We start from the raw sequence: 23,882 nt of genomic DNA, 5'->3' as shown, positions 1-23,882 counted from the left end.
AGGGGAACCCTGCTCTACCGAATGCGTTAGAAAGGGGCCCTTCCTTACACCTTTACCCGGGCGAGGCCGAAGGTGAGGGCGTCGACCAGGGCGTGCCAGCTCGCCTCGACGACGTTGGGGTGCACGCCGACGGTGGTCCAGTCCCGGCCCGCCCCGTCGGCGGTCTCCACCAGTACCCGGGTCACCGCGCCGGTTCCGCTGCTGCCCTCCAGGATCCGCACCTTGTAGTCGGCCAGCTCGAACGTGCGCAGCTCCGGGTAGTGCCGGGCCAACCCGACCCGCAGCGCCTCGTCCAGGGCGTTGACCGGGCCGTTGCCCTCGGCGGTGGCGATCAGCCGCTCGCCGCGTACCCGGATCTTGACGGTGGCCTCGGAGACCACCGCACCGTCCTCGCGGTGCTCGACCAGCACCCGGTACGACTCCAGGGCGAACGGTCGGGGCGGCGCGGCGTCCGGCAACTCCGAGCGGACCAGCAGTTCGAAGGAGGCGTCGGCGGCCTCGAACGACCACCCGCCGGCCTCCAGCTCCTTGACCCGCTTGGTCACCCGGGACAACGCCTCCGGATGGCCGGCCAGGTCCAGACCGAGTTCACGACTCTTGAGCTCGATGCTGGCCCGGCCGGCCATCTCGGTGACCAGGATCCGCATGTCGTTCCCGACGACCGCCGGGTCCACGTGGTTGTAGAGCAGCGGATCCACTTTGATCGCACTCGCGTGCAGCCCCGCCTTGTGGGCGAAGGCGGCGGCCCCGGCGTACGCCTGGTGGGTGTCGGGGGCGATGTTGGCGATCTCGGCGATGGCGTGCGAGACGCGCACCATCTGTTCCAGGCAGCCCTCCGGTAGGACGGGCAGCCCGAGCTTGAGTTGGAGGTTGGCCACGACGGCGAAGATGTCGGCGTTGCCGGGTCGCTCGCCGTACCCGTTGGCGGTGCCCTGCACGTGCTGGACCCCGGCCTCGACGGCGGCGACGGTGTTGGCCACCGCGCAGGCGGTGTCGTTCTGCGCGTGCATGCCGAGCAGTTCGGGGGCGACGCCGGTCCGCGCGGTCAGGTCGGCGATGGCCGCGGTGACCTGGGAGGGCAGCATCCCGCCGTTGGTGTCGCAGAGCACGAACCGTTCGGCGCCGGCGGCCAGCGCCGCCTCGACCACCGAGGCGGTGTACGCCGGGTCGTGCCGGTACCCGTCGAAGAAGTGCTCGCCGTCGACGAAGACCCGCCGCCCCTGGGCGACCAGGTGCCGCACGGTGTCCTGGACCATCGCCAGGTTCTCCGCGCCGGTGGTACGCAGCGCCCGCTCGACGTGCCGGATGTCGGCCTTAGCGACCAGCGCGACGGCCGGGGTCTCGGCGTCGAGTAGACCGCGCACCTGCGGGTCGTCGCCGACCGCGACGCCCGCCTTGCGGGTGGCCCCGAAGGCGACCAGCACCGCGTGCCGCAGGTCGAGTTCGGTACGCGCCCGGCGGAAGAACTCGGTGTCCTTGGGCACCGCGCCCGGCCACCCGCCCTCGATGAAGCCCACGCCGAACTCGTCGAGCAGGCGCGCCACGGCGAGCTTGTCGACCACCGAGTACGTCAGGCCCTCGCGCTGGGCACCGTCGCGCAACGTCGTGTCGTACACCTGGAAGGTCATCGGGGGGTCCTTTCGTCGACCAACAAAAAGACCCCCCGCGGATGCGGGAGGTCTGCGCGCTGGCGGGAGAAGGCCGGCGCGCTAGCTACGAATAATCAGGACGTACCTGGTCACGATCGGTACTCTGCCACTCCCGGGCGAGTTTGGGAGGCAGAATCCACATGCCGGGACGCCGACGTGCAGGTCACGCCGCCAGTCGTGCCCTACCTGGTGTTTTCCTCAGGTTTCGGCGGTGTGAACACCGATTGCCCCGGGTAGGAGTTTCCGGGACAGCGAATCGTTCCCTCCGAGACGGCCCACCACGGCCGGGGCAGGAGTTCTCCATGGACAGGCTCGACCCGCAGAGCACCAGCGCCACGCCGGACCCGGCGCTCGACACCACCCAGAGCACCCTTCCCGGCAGCACCCCGGGCACCTCAGCCGGCACCCCGGGCACCTCAGCCGGCACCCCGGGCCTGAGTGACCCGGCCGGCACCCCGGCACCGAGCACCCTGGCCGGCGACACCACGCCCGGCACCGTGGCCGGCGGCACGACCGAGGGCACCCTGGCCGGCGACACCGCCCAGGGCACGGTGGCCGGCGGCGCGCCCGGCGGCACCTTCGACCCGTGGCGCTACCGGGACGACTCCGGGGTGGCCGACGCCGACCTCACCGGCTACAGGATCGAGGCCACCGACGGCAGCATCGGCAAGGTCGACAAGGCGAGCAACACCGTCGACGACAGCTACCTGGTGGTCGACACCGGTCCGTGGATCTTCGGCAAGAAGGTGATGCTGCCGGCCGGCACCGTCGAGCGGGTCGACCACGACGACAAGAAGGTCTGGGTCGACCGGGAGAAGGACCAGATCAAGGCCGCCCCCGAGTACGACGAGAACAGCCACTCCGACCCGTCGTACCGGGACCAGCTCGGTGGCTACTACGGTGAGCGGCTCTCCGCCCTGCCGCCGAACGGCGCGGGTCGGGCCTGACGACGTGACCCGACCGGGCTGACGGTCGGGCGGTAACCCCGACGGCCGGTGGAGCAGTGCTCCACCGGCCGTTACCGTCTTCGGAGTGGACACCAACGCCAACCGTCGACTGCCCTTCTCCGCCATGTTCAACTTCCGCGACGTCGGTGGCTACCGCGGCCACGACGGGCGCGCCGTACGGTGGGGGCGGCTCTACCGCTCCGACTCCCTGCACCGCATCGACGACACCGACCGGGAGGCGTTCGCCGCCCTCGGCGTACGGACCGTCATCGACCTGCGCCGGCCGTACGAGGTCACCCGGGACGGCCGGGTACCGGACTTCACCGGCCTGACCTGGCGGCACGTCCACCCCGAGCACGCGGAGTGGGACCAGCGGCCGTACCAGCCCGGCACCGACCTGGCCCGTTACCTCGCCGACCGGTACGCCGACCTGGCCCAGACCGGCACCGTCGGCCTCGCCTCGGCGGTCGGGCTGATCGCCGAGAACGCCGAGGCCCCGGTGGTGGTGCACTGCGTCGCCGGCAAGGACCGCACCGGGATCGTCTGCGCGCTTACCCTCTCGGTGCTCGGGGTCAGCGACGAGGACATCGCCGAGGACTACGCCCTGACCGCCGAGGCGGCCCGGAAGTTCGCCGCCTGGGCGGCCGCGACGATGCCGGAGCGGGGCGAGCTGCCGCCGGCCTGGTTGGCCTCGCCGGCCGAGACGATGCGACTCTTCCTGGACGAGCTGCGCGCCGGTTACGGCTCGGCAGAGGGCTACCTGCGCTCCGCCGGCGTCACCGACGACCAGCTCGCCGCCCTACGCGAGCACCTGCTGGAGTAGGCCGCCACGCGCCCGCCCACGATGCCGGCCCACGATGCCGGCCCACGATGCCGGCCCACGATGCCGGCCCACGATGCCGGCCAACGGTGCCGGCCCACGGTGCCGGCCCGGTGAGAAGGGCGCCCCGCTCTACTGTAGGCGTTAAGCGGGGGCCCTTCCTTACACCCGGTCAGAGGAGGCGGTGCACCCAGCCGTGCGGGTCGGCGACCTTGCCGCGTTGCAGGTCGACCAGCTGCTGCCGCAGCGCCATGGTCACCTCGCCGGCTCCCCCGCCGCCGATGGCGAACTGGCCGTCGGGGAAGCGGACCTCCCCGATCGGGGTGATCACCGCGGCGGTGCCGCAGGCGAAGACCTCCCGCAGCCGGCCGCTGGCCGCGTCGGCCTGCCAGTCGGCGAAGCTGACCGGCCGCTCCTCGACCCGGTGCCCGGCCTCGGCGGCCAGCGTCAGCACCGACTCCCGGGTGATGCCGGGCAGGATCGAGCCGTTCAGCGGCGGGGTGACCACGGTGTTGTCGGAGTAGACGAAGAAGACGTTCATCCCGCCCAGCTCGTCGACGAACCGGCGCTCCACCGCGTCCAGGAAGACCACCTGGTCGCAGCCGGCCTCGATCGCCTCGGCCTGGGCGACCAGGGACGCCGCGTAGTTGCCGCCGCACTTGGCCGCGCCGGTGCCGCCCGGGGCGGCCCGGGTGTAGTCCGGGGAGACCCAGACCGTCACCGGCTTCACCCCACCGGAGAAGTACGCCCCCACCGGGGAGGCGATCACGCAGTAGAGGTACTCGTTGGCCGGCCGGACCCCGAGGAAGACCTCGCTGGCGAACATGAACGGCCGCAGGTAGAGGCTGCCGTCCTCGCCGTCGGGGATCCACTCCCGGTCGATCTCGACGAGCCGGTGCAGCGAGTCGAGGAACGCCTGCGCCGGCAGCTCCGGCATGGCCATCCGGCGGGCGGAGGCGGCCAGCCGGGCCGCGTTGGCCTCCGGCCGGAACAGGGTCACCCCACCGTCGACCGCCCGGTACGCCTTCATCCCCTCGAAGATCTCCTGCGCGTAGTGCAGCACCGCGCTGGCCGGGTCCATCGGGATCGGTGCCCGCGCCTCGACCCGGGCGTCGTACCAGCCCTTGCCGTCGGCGTAGCGGACGGTGACCATGTGGTCGGTGAAGACCCGGCCGAATCCGGGGTTGGCCAGCAGGGCGGCCCGGTCGGCGGCGGATACCGGCGCGGGGTTCGGACGGATCTCGAAGTCGAGCTGGTCACCACCGCTCATCGCGCTGACCTCCCTGGTGTGAACGGCATGCCGAGGGGCACGCCGACGCTGTGTGATGTGAAACGTACCCCGCACGGTCGGGCAGCGGAAAGCGCCGATCGGGGAGAAGTGGTCTGCGCCGATCGGCCGGAAACCGGGGCGGCTGTCGCGGCCCGCGGTCTACTCGGCGACCAGCCTGGCGGGGCGTCGCGGTCGACGCCGGTCAAGGCCGGCCCCGGCGGTCCCTGGCGGGCCCGCCGGCCGGCTCAGGCTACGGCGTACCCGGCGAGGCGGTCGCCCACCTCGGCGGTGCGCAGCGGCACCCCCGGGGTCCGGCCGGCCAGCTCGGTGGCGACCGCGGCGGTGACCCGGGCGGCGGCGTCGGGGTGGCCGAGCTGGTCGAGCAGGAGCGCGGCGGAGAGCACCGCGGCCACCGGGTCGGCCACGCCCTTGCCGGCGATGTCCGGCGCCGAGCCGTGTACCGGCTCGAACATCGACGGGTACGCCCCGTCGGGGTTGATGCTGCCGCTGGCGGCCAGGCCGATTCCGCCGGTGACGGCGGCGGCGATGTCGGTGAGGATGTCGCCGAAGAGGTTGTCGGTGACCACCACGTCGTACCGCTGGGGCTGGGTGACCAGGAACATCGCCGCCGCGTCGACGTGCTGGTACTCGGTGGTGACGTCGGGGTGCTCGGCGGCGACCGCCTCGAAGGCGCGGGCCCAGAGCGAACCGGCGTGGGTAAGCACGTTGGTCTTGTGCACCAGGGTGACCTTGCGCCGCTCCCGCCGGGTGGCCCGGGTGAACGCGTCGCGGATCACCCGCTCGACGCCGTGCCGGGTGTTCAGGCTCTCCTCGGTGGCCACCTCGGCCGGGGTGCCCCGGTGCAGGGTGCCGCCGGCGCCGGCGTAGAGCCCCTCGGTGCCCTCGCGGACCACTACCAGGTCGACCTCACCGGGCTTGACGTTGGCCAGTGGACCGGTGGTGCCGGGCCAGAGCCGCGACGGGCGGAGGTTGACGTACTGGTCGAAGTCGAACCGGAGCTTGAGCAGCAGGCCCCGCTCCAGCACCCCCGGCGGCACGGTCGGGTCGCCGACCGCGCCGAGCAGGATGGCGTCGTGCCCGGCCAGCTCGGCCAGCACCGAGTCGGGCAGCACCTCGCCGGTCCGGTGCCACCGGGCCGCGCCGAGGTCGTACTCGGTGGCCTCGGCCCCGGGAAGCACGGCGTCGATGACCTTGCGGGCCTCCGTGACCACCTCGGGTCCGATCCCGTCTCCGGCCACCACCGCGATCCGCGCCACCCTGTGCTCCTCTGCGTCGTCGACTCAGGGCCACGGTACGACGCCATCCCGCCTCCCGGTACACGTCTTCCGTAATGTGGGACAGGCGGATGCTCAGCAGCTTTCCAGGCCACATTCATGGTGCGGTCATCTTCGCTGCCTAGAGTCAGAGGCACCGCCTGCGAGGGAGCACCGTGATGCGGACCGACGACCAACCGCGCCCCACCTGGCCGGACCAGCCGACCTACCGGGGCCATCCCGACCTGCGGCTCGGTCCCCGCGACCCGCGTCCGGACGCCACGGGCGGCACCGTCGCCGGCCTGCTCTGCGCCAACCACACCGTGCGGACCACCACCGCCGAGTACACCCTGCGGATCAACGCCCCGCACCGGCTGGGCCGCCGGGCGGTCGGCGAGGCGCTGCGGGACGCGGTGGCCGAGCTGCGGGCGATCGACCTCACCTTCGGCCCGGCCCGTAAGCACAGCCTGGTCTCCCGGCTGCGCCGGGGAGAGATCAGCCCCGAGTCGTACCCGCCGCTTGCCGACCTGGTGGACCGTTGCGCGGCGATGCGCGCGGCCACCGACGGCTGGTTCGACGCCTGGGCCGTACCCGGCGGTTTCGATCCTGGCGGCCTGCTCGGTGGCTGGGCGGTGGAACGGGCCGCCGCCCGGTTGCGCGCCGCCGGCATCACCGACTACGCGGTGCTCACCGGCGCGGACCTGGTGGTACGCGGCAACGCGCCGCACGGCGGCCCATGGCGGGTCGCGGTGCACCACCCGACCGACAACCGCCGGGCGCCGGTGGTGCTGGAGATGACGGCGGGCGCGGTCGGCACCTCCGGGGTGACCGGACGGCAGGGACACGTGGTGGACCCGCACACCGGCGAGCCGGCCGACCAGCTCGTCGCGGCCACTGTGGTCGGCCCGGACCTCGCCGTCGCCGACGCCTACGCCACCGCCCTGTACGCGGCCGGACCGGCCGGGCTGGCCTGGTTCCGCGGCGACTCGCCGTACCGGGCGCTCTTCACCCACCGCCGACGCTGACCGCCCCGGGCACGCGATCGGCCCCCATGGTCTCGGCAACGACCATGAGGGCCGGTCAGCGACGAGTGCGCGTGGCTCGCGCAATCGAGGGATGCGGACCGGTCGGTCGGGACGTCGGGCCGCGTCACCCGAAGACGGGTCGACGCCACGAGCTCGGCCGGTAGCCGCACCGCCACGCTAGCGAATCGACGCAACTCTACGCAAGGGTCTCCACAGCGGACCGTCGACACAGGAACTCGTTCCGCCGGTACACGGGGTCGTTGCGCTGCGGTGACCGACGGATGGCACGCTGTCCGCCGTGAGTTTCGATCTGAGCGTGTGGGCCCTGTGGGACGGGGCCACCCCCGCGGACGTGCGGGGAGCCGTGCAACGGTGCCGACAGGGGCAACATGTCGAGCGCTACCCCGACCCCCGGGTGGTGGGGTTCTACCGGGCGATCACCGCCAGGTATCCGGACCGCCCGCCGGTCCCGGGGACACCGTGGGAGGTGGTGCCGCTGCATGCCGCCAACGACCACATCGAGATGAAGCTCTTCCCGAACTGTCCCGACCAGGTGCTCCTGGACATCGAGCGGCTGGCCGGAGAGCACGCGCTGATGCTCTTCGACGTCCAGGACGGTTCGGTCTACCCGCCACCCAGCCACGTCAGCGGTTGACGCCGGCACCACGAGAAGGGGCCCCGCCTTGTCCGGCGGGGCCCCTTCTCCGTGACGGGTGTTACCCGTCGCGCAGGTCCTACTCGTCGCGCAGGTCCGCGGCGCTGGCCGCGGTCGCACCGATCGAGTCGGCGGCCGAGGTGAGCAGCTCCGCCCCGAGCGCCTGGTCGACGGTGAGGGTCATCAGCGTCTCGCCACCGGCCTCCCGGCGGGCGACCTGCATCGCGGCGATGTTGATGCCGGCCTCACCGAGCAGGGTGCCGACGGTGCCGACCACGCCCGGCCGGTCGGCGTACCGCAGGAAGAGCAGGATGCCCTCGGCGGCGATCTCCACGTCGAAGCCGTCCACCTCGGTCAGCTTGAGCAGGTCCCGGGTGCCGGTGTGGGCCACCGTGCCGGAGACGCTCACCGTACGGCCGTCGGGCAGGGCGCCCCGGACGGTGACCAGGTTCGGGTGGTCGGTGGTCTCGGCCTGGGTGGTCAGCGTCACCTCGACGCCACGCTCGGCGGCCAGGTGCGGCGCGTTGACGTAGGTCACCTGCTCCTCGACCACCGAGCTGAACAGCCCCTTGGTGGCGGCGAGCTTGAGCACCGCGACGTCGTGGTTGACGATCTCGCCACGCACCTCGACGGTGACGCTGGCGGCCACCCCGCCGGCCACCGCGGTGAACGCCCGGCCCAGCTTCTCCGCCAGCGGCAGCAGCGGGCGTACGTCCTCGGCGACGACCCCGCCGGCCTGCACGTTCACCGCGTCCGGCACGAACTCGCCCTGCAGCGCGAGCTTGACGCTGCGGGCCACGGCCAGACCGGCCTTGTCCTGCGCCTCGGCGGTGGAGGCACCCAGGTGCGGGGTGGCCACCACGTTGTCGAAGGCGAACAGCGGCGAGGAGGTGCAGGGCTCCTTGGCGTACACGTCGATGCCGGCGCCACCGACGCGGCCCTCGGCGATCGCGTCGGCGAGCGCCTGCTCGTCGACGAGGCCACCCCGGGCGGCGTTGACGATGCGCACGCCGGGCTTGACGATGGCCAGTTCCTTCTCACCGATGAGCCCGACGGTCTCCGGGGTCTTCGGCAGGTGGATCGAGATGAAGTCGCTCTCCCGCAGCAGCTCCTCCAGGCCGACCAGGCGCACGCCGAGCTGGGCGGCGCGGGCCGGCTGGATGTACGGGTCGTACGCGATCAGCCGGGTGCCGAAGGCGGCGATCCGCTGGGCGAAGAGCACCCCGATGCGGCCGAGGCCGACCACGCCGACGGTCTTGCCCTGCAGCTCGACGCCGGTGTACTTGGACCGCTTCCACTCCCCCGCCTTCAGCGCGGCGCTGGCGCTGGCGGTGTTGCGGGCCACAGCCAGCAGCAGCGCGACGGCCTGCTCGGCGGCGGAGACGATGTTCGAGGTGGGGGCGTTGACGACCATCACGCCCCGGGCGGTGGCGGCCGGCACCTCGACGTTGTCCAGGCCGACGCCGGCGCGGGCGACGACCTTCAGGCGCGGCGCGGCGGCGACCGCCTCGGCGTCGATCTGGGTGGCGCTGCGCACGATCACCGCGTCGGCCTCGGCGAGCGCGGAGAGCAGGGCGGGACGGTCGGTGCCGTCGACGTGACGGACGTCGAAGTCGTGGGCGAGCACCTCGATGGCGGCGGGGGCGAGTTCCTCGGCGATCAGTACGACAGGATTCATCGGTCCTCGTAGATGTCGAAAACATGGTGAAGTGGCTTGCGCCGACGCCGCGATGCGCCCTGCGCCGACCGGGCCATGGCCGTGGTGCCGCGTACGCACCTAGGGCCGATCGTAGGGGTCAGGCCGGCCGCGATGCCCCAGTGAGCGGCGTGAGTGCCCTCACAAACCCGACCTAACGCACGATCAGTCACGCCGATTCGATCTACTGCCGTCGATCGGGGAGGTGCTTTTCCCGCGCGACGGCCCGCCACCGGGTCGGGGAGAACCCGGGGGCGGGCCGTCGGGGCGTGCCGGTCGCTCAGGCGGTCTCGGTGATCGGCCGATCCACCCAGCTCATCATGTTGCGCAGCTTCTGTCCGGTCTCCTCGATCGGGTGCACCGCGCCCTCGGCCCGCCACTTGGCGAAGTTCGGCCGACCGGCCTCGTCCTCGGCAACCCACTCGCGGGCGAACTCGCCGGACTGGATCTCACCGAGGATCTTGCGCATCTCCTCCTTGACCCGGCCGTCGATGACCCGCGGGCCACGGGACAGGTCGCCGTACTCGGCGGTGTCCGAGACGCTGTAGCGCATCCGGGCGATGCCGCCCTCGTACATCAGGTCGACGATCAGCTTCAGCTCGTGCAGGCACTCGAAGTACGCCACCTCCGGGGCGTACCCGGCCTCGGTGAGCACCTCGAACCCGGTCTGCACCAGCGCCGCCGCGCCACCGCAGAGCACCGCCTGCTCGCCGAAGAGGTCGGTCTCGGTCTCCTCGGTGAAGGTGGTCTTGATCGCACCGGCCCGGGTGCCACCGATCCCCTTGGCGTAGGAGAGCGCCAACTGGAACGCGGTGCCGCTCGGGTCCTGCTCGACGGCGACCAGACACGGCACGCCCTTGCCGTCGACGTACTGCCGGCGGACCAGGTGACCGGGGCCCTTCGGGGCGACCATCGCCACGTCCACGTCGGCCGGCGGCTTGATCAGGTCGTACCTGATGTTGAAGCCGTGGCCGAAGAAGAGCGCCTTGCCGGGGGCGAGGTTGGGGGCGATCGCGTCGGTGTAGAGCGACCGCTGCGCGGTGTCCGGCGCCAGGATCATGATCACGTCGGCCTCGGCCGCCGCCTCGGCCGGCGTGAGCACCCGCAGCCCCTGCTCCTCGGCCTTGGGCCGGCTCTTCGAACCCGCCGGCAGGCCGATGACCACGTCGACACCGGAGTCGCGCAGCGACAGCGCGTGGGCGTGGCCCTGGCTGCCGTACCCGATCACGGCGACCTTCTTGGCCTGGATCAGGCCGAGGTCGGCGTCGTCGTCGTAGAACACCTCAACGCTCATGACTTCCCTTTCGATACGACGGCCCGGGCGGCCCGTCGTGGACGGTGTGCGGTTTGGAGCGGGGTCAGGCGGCCCGCAGCGTCGGGCCGGCGGTGATCGAACGCGAGCCGCGCCCGATCGCCACCAGGCCCGACTGGACCATTTCCTTGATGCCGAAGGGTTCGAGGTCGCGCAGGAGCGCGTCCAGCTTGTCCGGGGTACCGGTCGCCTCGACGGTGAGGGTGTCCGGGGCGACGTCGACCACCCGGGCGCGGAACAGGTTCACCGTCTCCAGCACCTGGGCCCGCGCCGAACGGTCGGCGCGCACCTTGACCAGCAGCAGCTCCCGGGCGACCGAGACCTGCGAATCCAGTTCGACGATCTTGAGTACGTTGACCAGCTTGTTGAGCTGCTTGGTGACCTGCTCCAGCGGGGACCGGTCGGCGTTGACCACGATGGTGATCCGGGACACGTCCGGATTCTCGGTCTCCCCGACGGCGAGGCTGTCGATGTTGAACCCGCGCCGGGAGAACAGGCCGGAGACCCGGGCCAGCACCCCCGGCTTGTTCTCCACCAACACGGAAAGCGTGTGCACCGTCATGGCTGTGCCTCTCTCGTCATGCCCTCACGGCCCTCGCTTCGCTCGGTGCGTTCGTTCATGACCACACCTCTCTCGTCATGCCCTCACGGCCCTCGCTTCGCTCGGTGCGTTCGTTCATGACTAGACATCGTCCTCGTCGAAGGTGGGGCGGACGCCCCGGGCGAACATGATCTCGTCGTTGCTGGTGCCGGCCGCGACCATCGGCCACACCATGGCGTCCTTGCCGACCACGAAGTCGACCACCACCGGCGCGTCGTCGATCGCCATCGCCGCCTCGATCACCTTGTCCACGTCGGCGGCGTTCTCACAGCGCAGACCGACACAGCCGAGCGCCTCGGCGAGCTTGACGAAGTCGGGGATGCGGTGCTTGTGGGTGCCCAGCTCGGTGTTGGAGTAGCGCTCGCCGTAGAACAGCGTCTGCCACTGCCGGACCATGCCGAGGTTACCGTTGTTGATCACGGCGATCTTGACCGGGATGCCCTCCAGGGCACAGGTGGCCAACTCCTGGTTGGTCATCTGGAAGCACCCGTCGCCGTCGACCGCCCAGACCACGGTGTCGGGCCGGCCGACCTTCGCGCCCATGGCGGCCGGCACCGCGTACCCCATCGTGCCGAGACCACCGGAGTTGAGCCAGGTCTGCGGCTTCTCGTAGGAGATGAACTGGCTGGCCCACATCTGATGCTGGCCGACCCCCGCGACGTAGATCGTGTCCGGGCCGGCGATCTCGCCCAGCCGCTTGATCACGTACTGCGGGGAGAGGGTGCCGTCGGACGGCTCGTCGTAGCCCAGCGGGTAGCGGTTACGCAGGTCGTCGAGCTGGGTCCACCAGTCGGCGTGCGCACCCTCGCGGCCGGCCGCGCGCTCCACGGTGACCGCCGCGATCAACTCGTCGATCACGTGCCGCGCGTCACCCACGATCGGCACGTCGGCGTGCCGGTTCTTGCCGATCTCCGCCGGATCGATGTCGGCGTGCACCACCGTGGCGTCCGGGGCGAACGAGTCGAGCTTGCCGGTGACCCGGTCGTCGAAGCGGGCGCCGAGGGCCACGATCAGGTCGGCCTTCTGCAGGCCGTACACGGCGGCCACCGTGCCGTGCATGCCCGGCATGCCCAGGTGCTGCGGGTGCGAGTCGGGGAACGCGCCAAGCGCCATCAGCGTGGTGACCACCGGGATGCCGGTCAGCTCGGCGAGCTTGCGCAGCCCGTCGGTGGCGCCGGCCTTGAGCACGCCGCCGCCGACGTAGAGCACCGGGCGGCGGGCGTTGCTCATCAGCCGGGCGGCCTCGCGGATCTGCTTGCCGTGCGGGTGCAGGGTGGGCCGGTAGCCGGGCAGCTCCAGGGTGGGCGGCCAGCTGAAGGTGGTCGCGGCCTGCAGGACGTCCTTGGGGATGTCGACCAGCACCGGGCCGGGCCGACCGGTGGAGGCCAGGTGGAACGCCTCGGCCAGGATGCGCGGGATCTCCTCGGCGGTCTGCACCAGGAAGTTGTGCTTGGTGATCGGCAGGGTGATGCCCTGGATGTCCGCCTCCTGGAAGGCGTCCGTGCCGATCATCGGGCGGGCGACCTGGCCGGTGATCGCGACCATCGGCACCGAGTCCATGTACGCGTCGGCGATCGGGGTGACCAGGTTGGTCGCGCCGGGGCCGGAGGTGGCGATGCAGACGCCGACCCGGCCGGTCGCCTGGGCGTACCCGGTGGCGGCGTGGCCGGCGCCCTGCTCGTGGCGGACCAGGATGTGCCGGACGGTGGAGTCGTAGAGCGGGTCGTAGGCCGGCAGGATCGCCCCACCGGGGATACCGAAGACGACGTCGACCCCGAGGGCCTCCAGGGACCGCACCAGCGAACCGGCACCGGAGATCTGGGCCGGCTCGGGTGCCCGTACCGCGGGAGCGGCCGGGGTGACCGTGGCGCGGGTGGTGGGAGTGTGGTCGGCGTCGCTCGCCGGCTCGGCGGCCGCGCGGGCCCGCCTGGCGGAGTGGGCGAGGGTCTCGGGCGTGGGTCTCGTCATGACGGTTCTGGCCTTCGGCTGGAATGGTCAGGCTCTGCTTGAGTGCAACACGGGCGGGCCCGCGGGTGGGTTCCGACGGCAATAAAAACGGCCCTCGTGCAGATGCACGGGGCCAGCGCACTCTCGACGGGGGAGAGTGCGCTCAGGTAAGTACTCGCAGCGACCGGTTCGACGACATGGGGCTAAGCCTGACGCATCTCACGCGCTGAGTCAACTGCTCCCACATGTTGGTTAACGGACTCCGGCGTGGCTTGCTCCGACGCGCCGCCGCCGGCGTGTTCTTCCTGCTCAGGACGGGTGTCGACGGCGCGCTGGGCGGGCGCGCGGCGCATCCCCGGCGAGGTGGCCGCCTCCAACATCGCCTCCAGGTGTTCGGCCGGCACACCCCAGCCGAAGAGCGCTCCCTGGCCGAACCGGCAGCCGGCGGCGACCACCGCGGCCAATTCCGTGGGGTTGGTCACGCCTTCGGCGATGACCTCCAGACCGAGCTGGTGGCCCAGCCGCATCACGATGTCGACCATGGGGGCGAAGGGTGGGCCCTCCCGGTCGGCGGGACGTACCGGCTCGTGCTCGGCGACCAGGCTGTGGTCGATCTTGAGGATGTCGATCGGCAACCGGCGCAGCTGGCCCAGCGAGGAGTAACCCGCGCCGAAGTCGTCGAGCGCGATCCGCACCCCGGTGCGGCGCAGCGCGGTCAGCCGGCGGATCAGCTCGTCGAGGTCGGTGGCGACCGCGTGCTCGGTGACCTCCAGCACCAGCCGCTGCGGCGGCACCCGGTGGGCCCGCAGCGCCTCGGCGACCTGCACGACGTACTCCGGGGCGTGCAGCTCGCGCGGGGAGACGTTCACCGACACCCACACGTCGTGGCCGTCGGCCAGCCAGCGGGACAACTGGTGGCAGGCCTGGTGCAGCACCCAGGCACCGAGCTTGGCGATCATCCCGCACTCCTCGGCCAGCGGGATGAACTCGTCCGGGCGTACGTTGCCCAGCTCCGGGTGGTGCCAGCGCAGCAGCGCCTCGGCGCCGACCGGACGCACCGAGGGCAGCGAGGCGACCGGCTGGAAGGCCAGCCGCAGCTCGTCGCGCTCGATCGCGCCGCGCAGCTCGTGCTCGACCGTGGTACGCCGGCGCAGCAGCTGGTCGTAGGCGCTGTCGTACTGCTCGATGCGGTTCTTGCCCCGCTGCTTGGCGTAGCGCAGCGCGAGGTCGGCGTGGCGCAGCAACAGCTGCACGTCGGGCTGACCGCTGGGTTCGGCCACCCCGATGCTGACCGAGAGGAAGACCGGCCCGTCGGGCTGGTCGTAGGGCTGCCCGAGCACCTCCAGCAGGCGCTGGGCCACCCGGTCGGCCTCCACCGCGCCACCGTCGATCAACACGGCGAACTCGTCCCCGCCGAGGCGGGCCGCGACGTCACCGGGCCGCAGGTTGTCGCGCAGCCGCCGGCCCACCTCGGCCAGCACGGCGTCGCCCACGTCGTGGCCGCGCATGTCGTTAACGATCTTGAAGCCGTCCAGGTCGAGGCCGAGCAGCACGTGCGGGCGGCCCTGACCCGCCCAGCCGTGCAGCTGCCCCAGCAGCCCCCGTCGGTTGGCCAGCCCGGTCAGCGGGTCGGTGTGCGCCAGCTCACGGAAGTGCGCCTCCCGCTCGGCCAGCCGGCCGGCGTACCCGCGCAGGTCACGCAGGGTGAGATGCTGGCGGGCCACCAGCGCGAAGCCCTCCACGCTGCCGGCGACGATGCCCCACGCGTCGAAGCGGCCGTCCTGACTGAGGTGGTACATGGCCGAGGTGGCCATGGCCAGCATCGGCGCGATGGCGTACTCGCCGTCGCGCTGGATCAGGTCGATCTCGACCTGCCCCGGCGGCGCCTGCCCGGACATGACCAGGGCGGCGACCAGCAACCCCACCGCGAGCAGCGCGGCGGAGGCCAGAACCAACGTCGTGCCGCCCTGGCAGAGCCCGGCGGCGACGCCGAGCCCGCCCAGGTTCACCGCGGTAGTCCCGAGGCCGAAGACCGCCAGCCGGCGGCGGGGGGTGGCCCGCAGCGTGACGATCAGGGCGAGCCCGGCGGTCGAGGCCGTACTGACCGTGGCGAGCAGGATCGGCGCGCAGGCGACCGGCGTGGCGGAGCCGAGCAGCCGGGTCGGCTCGGAGAAGAGCACCCAGCCGACGAACCAGAGCGCGCTGGCCATCACCAGCCCGTCGAGGGCCAGCCGGACGGTGGTCGCCACGGTGCTGGCGGCACCCGGCAGCCGCAGCAGCCAGACACAGACCGCCAGCCCGCTCAGCGTGGTGCCGACCGAGACCAACGTCGCCCAGCCGAAGTGCCCGCCCGACCCGGCCCTCTGGTGACCCAGCACACCGAGCTGGGCGGCCAGCCCGATCAGGAGGCTGACCAGGGCGAGCGCCCCCGCCCCGGCGAGCAGTCGGTGGGTGGCGCGGCACCGCCCGGTCCGGCGTCGGGCGGTGACGGTCAGCAGGACGGTCGCGGCGGCGGCGACGAGCCCGCTCAACGCCGCCACGACGGCGTCGGAGGGGAAAGGCACGACCACAACTGTGCCCGATGTCCGGCCTTCGTGGGGGCCCGGGTGCGCAACTGTTGGGACACGGGGCACACGCCCGGGTCGTACCCGGTCGGGAGTGCCAGACTGGAGCCATGCCTGAGCTGCGGTCGAGGACCTCCACGCACGGTCGGACGATGGCGGGCGCCCGCGCCCTCTGGCGGGCCACCGGGATGACCGACGACGACTTCGGCAAGCCGATCGTCGCCATCGCCAACAGTTTCACCCAGTTCGTCCCCGGTCACGTACACCTCAAGGACATGGGTGGCCTGGTCGCCGACGCGGTGGCCGAGGCGGGCGGGGTCGGCCGGGAGTTCAACACCATCGCCGTCGACGACGGCATCGCGATGGGCCACGGCGGCATGCTCTACTCACTGCCCAGCCGGGAGCTGATCGCCGACGCGGTGGAGTACATGGTCAACGCGCACTGCGCCGACGCCCTGGTCTGCATCTCCAACTGCGACAAGATCACCCCGGGCATGCTGCTGGCCGCGCTGCGGCTCAACATCCCCACCGTCTTCGTCTCCGGCGGCCCGATGGAGGCCGGCAAGACGGTGGCCGTCGAGGGCGTGGTGCACAGCAAGATCGACCTGATCGATGCCATGATCGCCTCCTCGAACGAGGCAGTCACCGACGACCAGCTCGGCGAGATCGAGCGCTCCGCCTGCCCCACCTGCGGCTCCTGCTCCGGCATGTTCACCGCCAACTCGATGAACTGCCTCACCGAGGCGATCGGCCTCGCCCTGCCCGGCAACGGCTCGACCCTGGCCACCCACGCCGCCCGCAGGGCGCTCTTCGTCGAGGCCGGCCGGACCGCCGTGGAGATCGCCAAGCGGTGGTACGACTCCGACGACGCCTCGGTGCTGCCCCGGATGGTCGCCTCCCGGGCAGCGTTCGAGAACGCGGTCGCCCTGGACGTGGCGATGGGCGGCTCCACCAACACGATCCTGCACCTGCTCGCCGCCGCCCGGGAGGCGGAGATGGACTTCTCCGTCGCCGACATCGACGAGATCTCCCGCCGGGTGCCCTGCCTGGCCAAGGTCGCCCCGAACTCCCCGCAGTACCACATGGAGGACGTGCACCGGGCCGGCGGCATCCCGGCCATCCTCGGTGAGCTGGACCGGGCCGGCCTGCTGCACCGGGACGTGCACGCGGTGCACTCGCCCACCCTCGACGGATGGCTCGCCGACTGGGACGTGCGCGGCGGATCGGCCACCGAGACCGCCGTCGAGCTGTTCCACGCCGCCCCCGGCGGGGTCCGCACCACCGAGCCGTTCTCCACCACCAACCGCTGGTCGACCCTGGACACTGACGCCGCCGAGGGCTGCATCCGGGACCGCGAGCACGCGTACAGCGCCGACGGCGGGCTGGCCATCCTGCACGGCAACCTCGCCCCGCAGGGCTGCGTGGTCAAGACCGCTGGCGTGCCCGAGGAGTGCCTGACCTTCCGCGGCCCGGCCAAGGTGTACGAGTCGCAGGACGACGCGGTCACCGCCATCCTGGCCAAGGAGATCGTCGCCGGCGACGTCGTGGTGATCCGGTACGAGGGCCCCAAGGGCGGCCCCGGCATGCAGGAGATGCTCTACCCCACCTCGTTCCTCAAGGGACGGGGTCTGGGCCGCTCCTGCGCGCTGCTCACCGACGGCCGGTTCTCCGGCGGCACCTCCGGACTCTCCATCGGACACGCCTCCCCCGAGGCCGCCTCCGGTGGACTGATCGCCCTGGTCGAGCCGGGCGACGAGATCGTCATCGACATCCCGGCCCGCTCGATCGAGCTGAACGTCCCCGCCGACGTGCTGGAGGCCCGCCGCATCGCTCAGGAGAAGCGCGACCGCCCGTACACCCCGGTCGACCGGGTCCGCCCGGTCTCGGCGGCACTGCGCGCGTACGCCTCGATGGCCACCTCCGCCAGCGACGGCGCCTACCGCCACGTCCCCGAATAGGTGTAAGGAAGGGCCCCCTCTTAACGCCTGGCGTCGAGAAGGGGCCCCTTCTCACACCTTTTACGGCCCTCCTCCGCGGCTGAGGCGCCTTGCTCTCTCCATACCCGACCGGGGTGTAGATCTTGGACACTTACCGTCCAAATAGAACGGTAAGTGTCCAAGATTCACATCGGGGTCCGCTTCGGCGGGGGCGGGTGGTGGGGTGGGGTGGTGGGGGAACCGAGATTGACGCCTGCGAGGCGTCTGCAACAGAGAGGGTGACTTGGAGGGAAACGGCCTTCGGTGGGGCACTTTCCTTCTGAGATCCAGAGGGCTGCCCCCGGGCCGGGCCACCACCCAGGAAGCAGGCCGTCGCCCGATGATTGTTCTCCACCCGAGGCCAGCCGGGTCCGGGCACCGGCCGGGTCCGATAACGGTCAGCTCGGGTGTCCGTCAGGTGACTGCACGTCCGCCCCGGGTGGACCGAGCATGGTGGCACCAACCATGGCGGCCTTCGGGGGGAGGGGTCGTGACCATATTCGGCCGGCGGCACGCCGTCGGACTGGTACGCGAGGTGATGTCCTGTCCGGCCGACGGTCCGGCACCGCCGGTGCTGGTCTTCGAGGCCGACCGGGGTGGCGGCAAGTCGGCGCTGCTCACCGCGCTGACCGGGCTGCTCGACGGACGGGTGCCCTACGCGCATGTCGACCTGGCCGCCACGGGCCGCACCGGCACCCCCGAGGTGTTGTATGCGCTCGCCTTCCACCTCGGCCGACCCTGCCCGCTCTACGGCACCCTGCGCTTCCCCCGGCTGGCCGTCGGCAAGCTGGTGATGGAGAACGCCAGCCTGGACCTGCACGACCGGGAGCGGGCCCGCCGGCAGATCAATGCCCTGCTGCGTACCCACCGGGGCATCGACAACCTGGTGACCACGCTGCGCGACGGCGCAGGCAACCTGCCGGCCGGGTTGCCCGCCAGCGTCCAGGCCCCGCTGAGCCTGGTCCCCCGGATCCTCGCCACCCTCGTCAGTCGACTCGCCTCGTGGCGGTGGAGCAGCCCGTTCGTGTTGGGTCGGGCCCAGAAGTGGTACGGCACGCAGGGCAGTCACCGTCGCCCGGCGGTCGAGACGTTGATCGAGCTGAACCAGTGGCACCGCCGCCCCAACCTGGGCAACAATGCCCGCCAGCGCGACGAGCTGCTCTGGGCGGCGTTCCGCGCCGATCTGGTCGCCGGTCTCGGTCGCCGTCGGCGCCGGACCTGGTTGCCGCGCTGCGTGGTGCTGCTCGACAACGCCGACACCCGTCTCGGCCGGCACTTCCTGACCGAGCTGGTCCGGCTGCGTGCCGCCGGGGAGAGTGACCCGCTGGCCGTGGTGGCCACCGCCCGGGAACCCTTCGGCGAGCATTTCGGCACCGCCGAGCAGCGCATCCTGGAGTCCGACGAGCCGCTGCTGCTGCGCCGCCCGGGACCGGGCACCCGGCAGTGGCCCCGGTGGGCGCGGTACGCACTGCCCCGGCTCACCGACACCGACGTGGTGCAGCAGGTCAGCACGGCGCACCCGAGCCTGGACCGTCGGCTGCCGTTGCAGGTCCAGCAGTTCGCCCAGGGCAATCCGGCGGCGGTCAGCCTGCTGCTGGCGAGTGCCGCCGAGGTGTCCTCCTGGCCGGCCGGCGGCAACGAGCTGGGGGTGGTGCTGGCCCGCCGGGAGCCACCGCCACCTGACGACACCGACCGGGTGCAGTGCACCATCGAGGAACGGATCAGCCGGCACCTGCTCGGGCTCGACGACGGCGACCCGTTCCCCGACGACGACGTGGAGACCCTCACCACCTGTGCCGCCGCACGCACCGTCGAACAGGCCATGACGCTGGCGGTTGGTAGTGGCCTGCTGACCCCCGACGGGTACACCGGGAAGCTGAGCGCCCTGCTCGCCCAGCTCTGGCCGGACGACGCCGACGGCGACGCCAACGTTCGGCCCACCAACGCCCGACCCGGCAACGTCCGGCACGCCGACGCCCGGCACGCCGACGGCCGGTCCGGCAACGCCCGGCACGCCGACAGCCGACACGCCGACGTACACCCCGCCGACACCCGGTACGCCGACATCGGCCCACCGCCGCTGCGCCGGCTGCTGCTGCGCCGGCTGGCCGCCCGGCGTCCGCAGGCCCAGCACGGTTGGGCGAAGGTACACGGCCGGCTCAGGACCCAGTGCGCCGAGCAGGGTGACCGGGTGGGTGAGCTGTACCATGCGCTGGCCCTGGGCAGGCTCGGCCAGGTGGCGGACTGGTTGGCCACGCTCCGGGCGGTGGCGCAGGCCCCGACGAACCTGCCGCACTCGGTGCCGCCGGCCGACGAGGCGTACCGGCTGGCGCGGGCGACCGGGGCGGAGCCGGACAGCCGGCTCGGTCGGGTGACCCGGCTGCTGGCCGGTTTGTGGTTGGCCGCCGACCCGTTCACCGGCCGGCACCGGGCCGACCTGCACGACGACATCAAGCGGGACTTCCGGGCGGTGGCCCTGCAGTTCCCCGACGACCGATCCCTGCTGGTCGCCGAGGCGACCCGACACAAGGCGTTGGCGGACCTATGGCGGTGAACAGCCGATCCGGCGTCAGCCCGGTGGCCGACGTACCGGTGAACTATCTTTCTCCCCGGGTGCCCCGGACATGCACGGTGCTACGCACGGCCGCCGTGCTGGCGACGGTGGTCGCGGTGGTCGCCGCCGGGGTGCTGGTGACGCACCGGGTCGTCACCGCCTGCGGCGACCTGCGGTCCGGTCTGAGCAGGGTGGACGGTGAGTGCGTCGGGGTGCTCACCGACGCCGCCGCCTGGACCTTCAGCGCCGATCTACGCTCGGTCCAGCAGGCCATCGACCGGGAGAACGACTGGGTCCACGAGCAGTGGCGGGCCGACCCGGACGAGCACCGGTACGTCCGGGTTGCCCTGCTCTCCCCGATGACCGCCACGACGGAGAGCTTCATGACGGCCGCCCAGGTCCGGCACGCGGTCCAGGGCGCCTACCTGGCGCAGCGGCGGGCCAACCACTCGCCGGACCTCGACGACCGGTCCCCGCTGATCCAGCTCGTGCTGGCCAACCCGGGCAGCCGGCAGGCGCAGTGGCTGCCGGTGGTCCGGAAGCTGGAGGCGATGGCCGACGACGAGACCCCGCTGGTCGCCGTCGTCGGCATGGGCACCAGCATCGTCGCCACCCGGGACGCCGCCCGGCACCTCTCCGACTCCGACAGCGACCTGCCGATGGTCGCCGGGATCGCCACCACCGACGAGTTCCGCGACATCAAGGGTTTCGTCCGCGCCTCACCGAGCGACACCGACTACGTACGCGCCCTGAGCCGCTACCTCGACGAACACCCGGACCTGCGGGCCGGCATGCTGGTCTACGACGACTCCGAGCCGGACCTCTACGTCCAGGACCTGCGCCGGGCCTACGAGACGCAGCTCGACGGCTACCTGACCGTCGACGCCAAGTCGTTCTTCGGCGCGGCCGACACCAGGAACCGCACCCAGCTCTTCGCCACCATCCGGGACAGCGTCTGCATCACCCCCCGACCCAACCTCATCCTGTACGCCGGCCGCGCGCTGGACCTGGACGACTTCGTCCGGTCCCTGGCCGGTCGCCGCTGCCGGGACCCCATCTCGATCATGGTGGGCGCGACCGGCCTGGCCGACCTGGCGGGCCTGGCACCGACCCTGACCGAGGCTCGGATCACCATCGTCAACTCCGCCTCCGTCCACCCGTCCTGGTTCACCTCGGTCGGTCAGCCACCCGGCCCGGTGCCGGACGGCCTGCCGCCGTTCCTGACCGCCTTCCGCAGCGAGCAGTTCGGCGAACCGGGCGCGCTGACCGACGGGTACCTGCTCACCCACCACGACGCGATGGCCACCGCGGTCAAGGCGATCCGCCTGGTGGCCCGGCAGATACCCCCGGACGAGGTGCCGCGGGCCGGCAACGTCCGCGGTCAACTGCTCAACCTCAACAACGGCAGTGAGGTGCCGGGCGCCGGCGGCACGCTCAGCTTCACCGCCGACCGGCTGGCCGACCCGGTGGGCAAGTGGGTGCCGATCATCGAGATCCCGGCCACCACCACCCCCACCACCCGGCCGTACGTCACCGGCGAGGACTGAGCCGACGCTCAGCCGACGGCGGCGGCCATCCGGCGTACCGCCTCGGTGAGGATCTCGGGGGCGGTGGCGAGGTTCAGCCGCACATGGCCGGCACCGCCGGTGCCGAAGGTCGGGCCGGGGTTGAGCGCCACCCGGCCACGGTCGAGGAAGGCGGCGGCCGGGTCGTCGCCGAGGCCCAGCTCACGGCAGTCCAGCCAGGCGAGGTAGGTCGCCTCGCCCGCGCGACCGGCTCGGCCAGTGGTACGTCCATCTCCGCCACGAAGAGCGGCAGTACGTCCTCGGGGTACTCCCGCCACTTGAAGCTGGTCCGTGGCCGGAGCTGGTCCAGGGAGAGCTGACCGAGCGGATTCCCGCCGTCCGGGAATCCATGGGGCACACCGTTCATGCAGGTCCGCTCCTACCGCTCGACAGCGCAGATCGAAAAGTCGAACACCGGTTCCTCGATCGCCTTCAGCAATGGCCGGGATGCCGCGTGATCAGGATTGACATGCCGTCCGAGCACAACGACCCCCACCGAGCTGGCTCCAGCTCTTTTCAGCGAGTGTGCGAGCGACTGTGCTCGGGATCCGGTGGTCCACGTGTCATCGAGCACCAGCGGCCGGACCTTCCCGCTGCGATCGGGAAGCCGCACGGTGAACCAGTCGCGCTGGAAGTGCCGAGCGTCGGGCCCGTAGCGATTGGGCACGGCGACGAGCCAGGGCAGTCGAAGACGCCCTCCGACCAGTTCCTGGAGCGGATGCAGGCCGGGCCTCCCCCGCGTGCTGGGCACAGCGACGAGGTGCGTGGGCAATGCCGCCGAGCCTCCCGGCCACACTGTCGAGGTGTTCTCGCAGGAAGAGCAACAGCAACGCCAGGAGATTCCACTTCGCCTGAGCAGGCGCCGGGGAGGACTTGTACGAACGCAGGTGGTGGTGATGCTGGCCGAACCGCGGTGAGTACGAGATCGGCAGGACTACATCGGCCAGCAGGCCCCCGGCGTCCGTGTGCTGCTCCTGACAGGGATAGCAGAGGTCGAAACCGGAGGTACGCACACCCCGACAGACCGGGCAGATCCACTGCTCAGCGGGCATCGGATTGCGCAGGAAGTTTCGTTGGGTCTCGACGTAAGCCTGGATCCTGGACCACGGGTCAGAGGCTGGCGAACTCAGGGAAGCCCTCCAGTTCGGCGGCGGCCGGGACCCGGTCGAGGATCGCATCGACCGCTTCCACCAGCTCCGCCGTGCCTCGTGCGACGTGGACCCCGGGCCGGTCGGCGAAGGAGCGTGCCCAGTCGTGCCTCATCACCTGGCCGGTCAGCACCACCGGACGGCCGTGTTGAAGGGCCAACCGGGCCTGGACCCGGGCTCCACTGCGTTCACCGGCCTCGATGACTACGGTGGCGGCTGCGTAACCGCTCATCACAGCGTTGCGCATCGGGAAGCTCTGCCGGGTCGGGGCCGCGTCCGGCCAGAACTGGCTGATCACCAGTCCCACCTCGGCGATGTGTTCCTGGAGGGCGCGGTTGGTGGCCGGGTAGTGCCGACGGATACCGGTGCCGATCACCGCGACGGTACGTCCACCAGCGGCGAGTGCGGCCTCGTGGGCGGCTGTGTCGATGCCCTTGGCCAGGCCGCTGACCACCGTCACGTCCCGGCGGGCCAGCGAGGTCGCCACCGATCCGGCGATCTCCAGGCCCCGGTCGCTGGCCTCGCGGCTGCCGACCACGGCGATGGCGCGAAGATCGGGCCGCAGGTCTCCTCGGGTAAAGAGCAGCGGCGGCATCTCCCGGACGTCGCGAAGCTGGGTGGGATAGTCGTCGTCGAAGAAGGCCCGCACGGTGATCCCTCCGGCCTCCCAGGCCGCAAGGTCACCGGCGGCCGCTTCGACCAACGCGTCGACGGACCGGGTGTCGGGGAAGAGCGTGTCCGCCCGGCCCACGACCCGGCCGAGCACGCCGAGCGCGCTGCCGGCCTCCTGAACGTCGTGGGCGGCGTCGGACCAGCTCAGATCGGACTGTCGCAGTAGCGCGACCAGCGCCGCCCGTTCCGCCGTTGCCCGGTTCATGG

General features: G+C 71.9%; 17 protein-coding genes and 1 pseudogene. 7 read left to right on the top strand and 11 right to left on the bottom strand.

The genetic code is table 11. From position 1 onward, the window contains the following. Positions 1 to 44: 44 nt before the first annotated feature. Positions 45 to 1,628: a citramalate synthase gene (gene cimA, locus GA0070617_RS08390; protein ID WP_091435447.1), complete on the bottom strand. Its 1,584-nt coding sequence runs from the start codon at positions 1,626 to 1,628 to the stop codon at positions 45 to 47. Between the two features lie 545 nt (positions 1,629 to 2,173). Between cimA and GA0070617_RS08385 the strand changes: the two genes are divergently transcribed. Together GA0070617_RS08385 and GA0070617_RS08380 are read left to right on the top strand one after the other, a co-directional pair. Then, positions 2,174 to 2,596, top strand: a complete 423-nt coding sequence (locus GA0070617_RS08385) for a PRC-barrel domain containing protein (RefSeq protein WP_229688166.1) — start codon at positions 2,174 to 2,176, stop codon at positions 2,594 to 2,596. 124 nt (positions 2,597 to 2,720) lie between these two features. Next, positions 2,721 to 3,419 carry a tyrosine-protein phosphatase gene (locus GA0070617_RS08380; protein WP_091446099.1) on the top strand — a complete coding sequence of 233 codons (699 nt, stop codon included), beginning with the start codon at positions 2,721 to 2,723 and terminating at the stop codon, positions 3,417 to 3,419. A 169-nt stretch (positions 3,420 to 3,588) separates the two neighbouring features. Here GA0070617_RS08380 and GA0070617_RS08375 read toward each other — a convergent pair whose 3' ends face one another. Then, a complete protein-coding gene (locus tag GA0070617_RS08375; protein WP_091435446.1) occupies positions 3,589 to 4,686 on the bottom strand; it encodes a branched-chain amino acid aminotransferase in 1,098 nt (365 codons plus the stop codon). A gap of 245 nt (positions 4,687 to 4,931) precedes the next feature. Beyond that, positions 4,932 to 5,963, bottom strand: coding sequence for a 3-isopropylmalate dehydrogenase (locus tag GA0070617_RS08370; protein WP_091435445.1), 1,032 nt, complete (start codon positions 5,961 to 5,963; stop codon positions 4,932 to 4,934). A gap of 176 nt (positions 5,964 to 6,139) precedes the next feature. Here GA0070617_RS08370 and GA0070617_RS08365 point away from each other — a divergent pair, with 176 nt between their 5' ends. Together GA0070617_RS08365 and GA0070617_RS08360 are read left to right on the top strand one after the other, a co-directional pair. Next, positions 6,140 to 6,985, top strand: a complete 846-nt coding sequence (locus GA0070617_RS08365; RefSeq protein WP_091435444.1) for an FAD:protein FMN transferase — start codon at positions 6,140 to 6,142, stop codon at positions 6,983 to 6,985. A 298-nt stretch (positions 6,986 to 7,283) separates the two neighbouring features. Further along, on the top strand, positions 7,284 to 7,640 hold the full coding sequence (locus GA0070617_RS08360) for a hypothetical protein (RefSeq protein WP_175440469.1): 357 nt from the start codon (positions 7,284 to 7,286) through the stop codon (positions 7,638 to 7,640). A gap of 79 nt (positions 7,641 to 7,719) precedes the next feature. Here the strand turns inward: GA0070617_RS08360 and serA are convergent, their stop codons facing one another. The 5 genes from serA to GA0070617_RS08335 all read right to left on the bottom strand — a co-directional run bounded on the left by serA (position 7,720) and on the right by GA0070617_RS08335 (position 15,766). Continuing rightward, entirely contained in the window at positions 7,720 to 9,318 is a 1,599-nt protein-coding gene (gene serA / locus GA0070617_RS08355; RefSeq protein ID WP_091435442.1) for a phosphoglycerate dehydrogenase, read from the bottom strand. A 298-nt stretch (positions 9,319 to 9,616) separates the two neighbouring features. Beyond that, the gene (gene ilvC, locus GA0070617_RS08350) at positions 9,617 to 10,630 is read right to left on the bottom strand and encodes a ketol-acid reductoisomerase (protein WP_091435441.1); all 1,014 of its coding nucleotides are present in this window, start codon (positions 10,628 to 10,630) and stop codon (positions 9,617 to 9,619) included. A gap of 64 nt (positions 10,631 to 10,694) precedes the next feature. Next, complete coding sequence (gene ilvN / locus GA0070617_RS08345; protein WP_091435440.1) at positions 10,695 to 11,210, bottom strand: acetolactate synthase small subunit; 516 nt, start codon at positions 11,208 to 11,210, stop codon at positions 10,695 to 10,697. Positions 11,211 to 11,330: 120 nt separating this feature from the next. Continuing rightward, positions 11,331 to 13,217, bottom strand: a complete 1,887-nt coding sequence (locus tag GA0070617_RS08340) for an acetolactate synthase large subunit (RefSeq protein WP_091435439.1) — start codon at positions 13,215 to 13,217, stop codon at positions 11,331 to 11,333. A gap of 182 nt (positions 13,218 to 13,399) precedes the next feature. Beyond that, a complete protein-coding gene (locus GA0070617_RS08335) occupies positions 13,400 to 15,766 on the bottom strand; it encodes a putative bifunctional diguanylate cyclase/phosphodiesterase (protein ID WP_425312157.1) in 2,367 nt (788 codons plus the stop codon). 104 nt (positions 15,767 to 15,870) lie between these two features. On the opposite strand from GA0070617_RS08335, the gene ilvD reads away from it, so the two are divergent. The 3 genes from ilvD (at position 15,871) to GA0070617_RS08320 (ending at position 21,837) form a co-directional block, all read left to right on the top strand. Then, positions 15,871 to 17,718 (top strand): dihydroxy-acid dehydratase, encoded by a 1,848-nt coding sequence (gene ilvD / locus GA0070617_RS08330; protein WP_091435438.1) that lies wholly within the window; start codon positions 15,871 to 15,873, stop codon positions 17,716 to 17,718. Between the two features lie 508 nt (positions 17,719 to 18,226). Beyond that, positions 18,227 to 20,290, top strand: a complete 2,064-nt coding sequence (locus tag GA0070617_RS30455) for a hypothetical protein (protein WP_091435437.1) — start codon at positions 18,227 to 18,229, stop codon at positions 20,288 to 20,290. Continuing rightward, positions 20,287 to 21,837, top strand: a complete 1,551-nt coding sequence (locus GA0070617_RS08320) for an ABC transporter substrate-binding protein (RefSeq protein WP_139135621.1) — start codon at positions 20,287 to 20,289, stop codon at positions 21,835 to 21,837. Before GA0070617_RS30455 ends, GA0070617_RS08320 begins: the two co-directional genes overlap by 4 nt. Before the next feature lie 8 nt (positions 21,838 to 21,845). On the opposite strand, the pseudogene GA0070617_RS08315 reads toward GA0070617_RS08320, so the two are convergent. From GA0070617_RS08315 to GA0070617_RS08305, 3 genes and pseudogenes are all read right to left on the bottom strand, one after another. After that, a pseudogene (locus tag GA0070617_RS08315) lies at positions 21,846 to 22,061 on the bottom strand (pyridoxal phosphate-dependent aminotransferase); the annotation flags it as partial. Between the two features lie 173 nt (positions 22,062 to 22,234). Beyond that, positions 22,235 to 22,522 (bottom strand): phosphoribosyltransferase, encoded by a 288-nt coding sequence (locus GA0070617_RS31390; RefSeq protein ID WP_229688092.1) that lies wholly within the window; start codon positions 22,520 to 22,522, stop codon positions 22,235 to 22,237. A 443-nt stretch (positions 22,523 to 22,965) separates the two neighbouring features. Beyond that, on the bottom strand, positions 22,966 to 23,880 hold the full coding sequence (locus GA0070617_RS08305; protein ID WP_091435435.1) for a DNA-processing protein DprA: 915 nt from the start codon (positions 23,878 to 23,880) through the stop codon (positions 22,966 to 22,968). Between the last annotated feature and the right edge of the window lie 2 nt (positions 23,881 to 23,882).

Origin of the sequence: Micromonospora yangpuensis, from assembly GCF_900091615.1 — a bacterium.
GTDB lineage: Bacteria > Actinomycetota > Actinomycetes > Mycobacteriales > Micromonosporaceae > Micromonospora > Micromonospora yangpuensis.
The sequence above is the reverse complement of the archived record's forward strand: the minus strand, read 5'-3'. Positions and strand labels throughout refer to the sequence as shown.